Raw genomic sequence first — 5438 nt, 5'->3', positions numbered from 1 at the left:
TACTAAGACAACAGCGGCAATAGCAGGTGGACAGAACACTGTGGAGCGCCAGAATGGGCCTTAGAGCAGTCACGGCATGCTTCTGGATGATCCTTGGGCTGTTACCGGGATACGCCAAAAGCGTTGACCTCCCGCCTGCCGTCATTTCCAAAACCATCGAAGGCATTGCGATCAATTTCCCAGTTGGCATCACTGCAAGCAGAAATGATCCAGCGCAGCCCGTCGCCATCGCGTTGACGATTGGCCTGTCCGACCTTGTGGCCAAGGTCGATCCCTTGATCGGGTCCGTTTGGACAAAGCGACACATCGACCTTGGCGGCAGGCTGACGCACAACGGCACCCTCCTTTCGATCGAAAGTCCGGCACTTCGCGCCAAGGTGCATTTTCACGTGCGTCCCGAAGTCGTGCCAAGCTCCAATGGCAGCGTTGTGGCTTATTTCAAACCGACAGTAGCGGACAATCGTGTCGCGCTTACCGGTCGTATCGCGGAGTTCAACATCTCGAACGATTTCACGCGAAATGCCGCTCAGGCGTTACATCTCGACGACTTGGTAATGGACCAGTTGGGCGGCCTGCTGAATGAGGCACTTGCCGCGCCAGGTGCAGGCTTGGCTCTGCCACCGGCGGTGCAGGCCCTCGGCGTGACCCTCACAACCGCCAGCTTCGTCATGATCGACGCTAAGCCAAGTCTGGTCGTCGAAGGCACCTTGCCGGCCGTAGCCGGACTATTGCTCAACCTCTGAAGTGAGAGACGTAGATGAATTCGAAGCTGAATGCAGGCGAGCCACATCCTAGCGATGATCCTGCGACAAATGGCATTACGCTTGCGACAACGCAGAAGCTTTGGCTCTCGATTGCCCTCGCGACAACCTTGTTCGTCATTGTCGCGCATGGCCAAACACAAGGCTCGGACATCGATCCCAAGCTGAGTGTAGTTGTCGGCTTTTCGTTCGTGCCAGGTCTGCTGGACTCGATCGTAGCGATGTGGGCCATCCTGATCGTGTCGATCTTGCTCATCCTCAACGCAGCGGTCATGCGCGAGCATGCCCATCGCTCAGGCCCAACCTGGTACGAGCGATATCCGTTCCGGCTTTGGGATGCGTCGCCGTCAACAGGCCTTGGGCGAAAAGCCCAGTTTCTCGCCTATGTTTTCTTCTCGATCCTGCCGCTTTTTGCACTCGGGCATTTCTGGCGCGTGTTCCTTGGCGAGGGCAAGCTCTGTACCGAAGTCAAAGACAAATGGGGTCCCTTGGCCGCAGGAGCGAATGATTTCTTCCGATTTCCAGCAGATGCCACCTTCGGACATATCTTCGGCGACTATTATCGGCTGGCCGGCGAAGTCGTCGGGCCAGATGCTTGCAAGGACGCGACAACCTTCTTCGCATTCGTCCAACCGGTTGTCATGCTGCTGCTGAGTGTATTCGCTTTATTCGTCACGGTGCGTGCCCTCTCGCTCGTCTGGCGGGGCAAGTAGTCGGGAGCATCAGCGCTGTGGCGATCGAGACGTATTACACCAAGGCAGGCAAGCCCTAATTTCTGCGTTCCCCCGACAGGCCGCTCGCCGGCAGATGAGAGGATGGAGTGGCGTAGAGCCAGAGAACGGGAGGGTGTTGGGGGTGCCCCGTACGCATCCGGTGAAGACCGCAGACGTGCGTATCCGGCGGCCATGAGCACCTGAGCACAGCGGTGCTGGGGTCAAGCTTTCGATGGGGAGACGCGATGATATTCGTCGAGGAGGAGTTTGACCTCCTCGATGCCTTCATCGGTGAAGGCCAAGATCCCGTCGTCATCGATGGCCCCGTACACCCAGATGACGCCGTCCTCGGGCTCGAGACCGAGGGTCAGGTCCTGGATGAGCGCTTCGCTGACGCCGAGGTCCCTGGCGACACGTTCGACGGTGTATACGTGATGCACCTTATTGCGCTGCATGGTCAGGCCGCCGCTGGTTGGGTCCGCAGTTGTGCGGATCTCCAATTCCACGGCAGCAAATCATCGATCCGATGGGCTGGGTGGGCTGCGATGCGCGCCAGGATATCGGCGAGCCAAGCCTGAGGGTCGATGTCATTCAACTTGGCGCTGAGATCAGGCTGTAGAGAACGGCAACGCGCTGTCCGCCGCGATCGGATCCGCAGAACAGCCAGGACTTTCTGCCGAGAGCGATGCCGCGCAGGGCTCGCTCGGCGGCATTGGTCGATAGGCAAATGCGCCCGTCATCGAGGAACCTGGTGAAGGATGACCAGCGGCGCAGCATGTAGTAGAACGCCTTGGTCAGATCGTGTCCGCGCGAGAGCTTGTCGCGCGTCTCGATCATCCAGCGCTCAAGCTCGGTGACCTGCGGCACGCTCCGCTCCTGCCGCACGGCGTGGCGTTGGGCCGGCGACAGGCCGTTGATCTCGCGCTCGATATCGAACAGGGCATCGATGCGCTTCACGGCTTCGACCGCCAGCGGATAGACCAGGTTGGGCTTCTCGCCGTGCCCCTTCTTGCGCGCCGCCGCTTCGACATCGCTAGCTCGAACACTTTGCGCCGGCTGTGGGCCCAGCAGTTGGCTTCCAGAATAGGCGCCGGCTGACGGCCCGTCGCATAGAGATCGCCATAACCGCCATAGGCATCGGCCTGCAGAATGCCGCTCCAGCCGGCGAGATGCGCCGCGGGATGTTCGCCTCGACGATCGCGAGAATAATAGAACACTGCCGCCGGCGGATCGGCGCCGCCGAAAGGTCGGTCATCGCGCACATAGGTCCATAATCGGCCGGTATCGGTCTTGCCCTTGGCCAGGACCGGAACCGTCGTATCGTCGCCGTGCAGACGTGAAGCGGCCAGCACATGGGCTTCGAGCCGCTTGAACAGCGGCGTCAGCGCCGCGGCGCCGGCGCCGACCTGGCCGGCGAGCGTCGACAGGCTGAGCGGCACGCCTTCGGGGGCATAGCGTTCAGCCTGGCGGTTGAGCGGCTGATGCTGGCCGAACTTCTCGAACAGGATCATCGCCAGCAGGCCGGGGCCAGCCCAGCCGCGCGGGGTGGCGTGGAACGGCGCCGGAGCCTGGCTGATCGCCTCGCAGTCGCGGCAGGTAAACTTCTCCCGCACGTGCTGGATCACCTTCCATTGCCGCGGCACCACCTCCAGCGTCTCGGTGATATCCTCACCCAGCTTGCGCAGCCGATGACCGCCGCAGCAGTGGCAAGCGGTCGGCGCCGGCTCGACCACGCGTTCGCGCGGCAGATGCTCGGGAAATGGCTGGCGCGTCGGTCGCTTGCGCACATCAGGCGCCACCTCGGTGGTCCGGGCCGCTGCCTGCTCGGCGGCGATCTCGTCTTCCGTTGCCGTGCTCTCGAGTTCCTCGAAGGTGAGTTCCATCTGCTCGTGCAGGCGGGCGGCACGTTCAGAACTCTGACCATGCAGCGCCCGCTGCAGCTTCCGGATCGTCAGATCCTGATGTGCGATCAGCGCCGCATCATCCGATGCCTCGGCCCTGGCGATCGCCAGTTCGGCCTCGACCAGCACAGCGCGCGCAGCCTTGTCTTCGGCTCTGGCCAGCGCTGCGCTCAGCGCTGCTCTCAGCGCGCCAATGTCGTCCGGAACAGCATCCTGGGCGGTGGCAACCATGCCCTGGAGTGAATCATAAAACGCGTCCGCTGACTCGCGGAAAATGGCGCAAACTCAAAGAAAAACTCAGCCCGCGCGCTGCGGTCTGAACGTGTGACGCGGGTTGCGCCAGTCGATCCCGTCGAGCATGTAGGCGAGCTGCGCCGGTGATATGGAAACCGTGCCGTCCGCCGGCGACGGCCATAGAAACCGGCCCTTCTCGAGCCGTTTTGCATACAGCGACATGCCGAGCCCATCATGCCAGATAATCTTGATCAGATTGCCGCTGCGGCCGCGGAAGACAAAATATCGCCGGCATGCGGGTCCCGGCCCAGCGTCTCCTGAACCTGCAGAGCGAGGCCTTGCATCCCGCGACGCATATCGGTCCGGCCGACCGCCAACCAGATCCGCACCTGGCTCGGAACCGGGATCATGAAACGCCCAGCGCCTTCACCATCGCTGCCGCCAGTGTTGGCGGCGTGGTCAGCGGAATCCGCAGCCGCACCTTGCCGGCGATCTCCAGCTCGATCACCGCTGGTGGCGCGCCGGCACCGAAGCGGCGACAGGCTTATCGGGAACCAGACAACTTCGGCAAAGCCCGTCGCGCGGGCTCTCACCGTGCGGCGCCACTTATAGATCAGGCTGGTTGCGACATCGTACTGACGCGCTACCGCCGCCACCGTGGCCCCGGGCGCGAATGCCGAGGCCATATCCGGCACTGATCCTCTTCACTCGAACGACGACGGCGCTCAGGCCCGGTCAATAACGTCACATGGCTCATGCTGTGCTGCTAACTACGCTCGTAAGGACAACCTTAAGAGCGCAGCCTCGCTACCGTGCCATGCTCGCGCAAGGCGGCCATCGCCGGAGGCGTACGGTGCCCCACAATCTCCGCCTTGACCCCGTTCTTGATTTGCCCGAGGCGGAACTCTGCAAACAGCCAGCCCTAACATGCGAACAATCACCCTCGATTCGATGAAAACCTTTCGCTTGCTATGGTTCGAACTTACCGCTCTGTGCCATCTCATCCAAACTGAGGCTCGGGACGAATTGCGGATCGTCGCGATAGACCGGTTTGAGTTCGGCCTCCTTGTAGGTCCGGATCTTGGCGTTGGCGACGCTCGCGCCTTGGCCGACTTCCCAGGCAGATGTCCAGAGCGCTGCAAGCACTCGAACGCTGTCTGCTAAGGATCGGATTGTCGCCTTTTTATATTGTCGTCATTCCAAAGCGCCTCGGCCCTGGCTCTTTCGCTCAGCGACGGGTCGTCGGCAGCAATGATCGTTTTGGGCGGTGACCTTGCCCCTCTGATCTAATCCGGTTTGAAGTTCGTTCTGGCCCATCGAGAGGACCAGGACATGAAACTTAGCCGCTTCTCTGAAGAGCAGATCATCGGAATTTTGAAGGAACACGAGGCCGGGGTATCGGTTGCCGATCTGTGCCGCAAGCACGGGGTCAGCGACGCCTCGATCTACAACTGGAAGGCCCGCCTCGGCGGGATGGATATCTCCGAGGCTCGGCGACTGAAGGCGCTGGAGGACGAGAACACGCGGCTAAAGCGGCTTTCGACGCCATGCTCGACAATGCCGCGTTGAAGGATCTTGTGGGAAAGAAATGGTGACGCCCGCGCCAAGCGGAAAGCTGTCGCTCGCCTGAAGGAAGGCTTCGGGATGAGCGAACGGCGGGCGTGTAAAGCCATCGGCTGTTGCCGCATGACGGTTCGCTACGAGACCAGCAGGCCGGACGACCGCGAGGTTCGCGAGCGGATGAAGGCGATCGCGCAGGAACGTCGTCGGTTCGGCTACCGGCGTCTTCTCGTGATGCTGAGGCGTGATGGCCTGATCGGAACCACAAG

At 61.7% G+C, this 5438-nt stretch carries 4 protein-coding genes and 3 pseudogenes; 3 read left to right on the top strand and 4 right to left on the bottom strand.

The window, feature by feature from the left end:
* The first annotated feature begins 53 nt into the window (after positions 1-53).
* Both NKH35_RS30665 and NKH35_RS30660 read left to right on the top strand, forming a co-directional pair.
* Positions 54-743 carry a hypothetical protein gene (locus NKH35_RS30665; RefSeq protein WP_352498887.1) on the top strand — a complete coding sequence of 230 codons (690 nt, stop codon included), beginning with the start codon at positions 54-56 and terminating at the stop codon, positions 741-743.
* A 14-nt stretch (positions 744-757) separates the two neighbouring features.
* Complete coding sequence (locus NKH35_RS30660) at positions 758-1474, top strand: hypothetical protein (protein WP_352498886.1); 717 nt, start codon at positions 758-760, stop codon at positions 1472-1474.
* 221 nt (positions 1475-1695) lie between these two features.
* On the opposite strand, the gene NKH35_RS30655 is transcribed toward NKH35_RS30660, so the two are convergent.
* From NKH35_RS30655 to NKH35_RS30640, 4 genes and pseudogenes are all read right to left on the bottom strand, one after another.
* Complete coding sequence (locus tag NKH35_RS30655) at positions 1696-1929, bottom strand: hypothetical protein (protein WP_352917438.1); 234 nt, start codon at positions 1927-1929, stop codon at positions 1696-1698.
* Between the two features lie 2 nt (positions 1930-1931).
* Positions 1932-3606: pseudogene (tnpC, locus tag NKH35_RS30650) on the bottom strand (IS66 family transposase).
* 66 nt (positions 3607-3672) lie between these two features.
* Positions 3673-3953 (bottom strand): annotated as a pseudogene (tnpB, locus tag NKH35_RS30645) (IS66 family insertion sequence element accessory protein TnpB).
* A 625-nt stretch (positions 3954-4578) separates the two neighbouring features.
* The gene (locus NKH35_RS30640; RefSeq protein ID WP_352917436.1) at positions 4579-4755 is read right to left on the bottom strand and encodes a hypothetical protein; all 177 of its coding nucleotides are present in this window, start codon (positions 4753-4755) and stop codon (positions 4579-4581) included.
* A gap of 186 nt (positions 4756-4941) precedes the next feature.
* Here NKH35_RS30640 and NKH35_RS30635 point away from each other — a divergent pair.
* Positions 4942-5438 (top strand): annotated as a pseudogene (locus NKH35_RS30635) (transposase); the annotation flags it as partial.

Origin of the sequence: Mesorhizobium sp. M1143 (assembly GCF_040318435.1) — a bacterium.
Taxonomy (GTDB): Bacteria; Pseudomonadota; Alphaproteobacteria; order Rhizobiales; family Rhizobiaceae; genus Mesorhizobium.
This window is presented reverse-complemented; position numbering and strand designations above follow the sequence as displayed.

Excerpts from the sequence above, each read along its gene's own strand:
- NKH35_RS30665 (WP_352498887.1), top strand. The coding sequence starts at position 54 with ATGGGCCTTAGAGCAGTCACGGCATGCTTCTGGATGATCCTTGGGCTG.
- NKH35_RS30660 (WP_352498886.1), top strand. The coding sequence starts at position 758 with ATGAATTCGAAGCTGAATGCAGGCGAGCCACATCCTAGCGATGATCCT.
- NKH35_RS30655 (WP_352917438.1), bottom strand. The coding sequence starts at position 1,929 with ATGCAGCGCAATAAGGTGCATCACGTATACACCGTCGAACGTGTCGCC.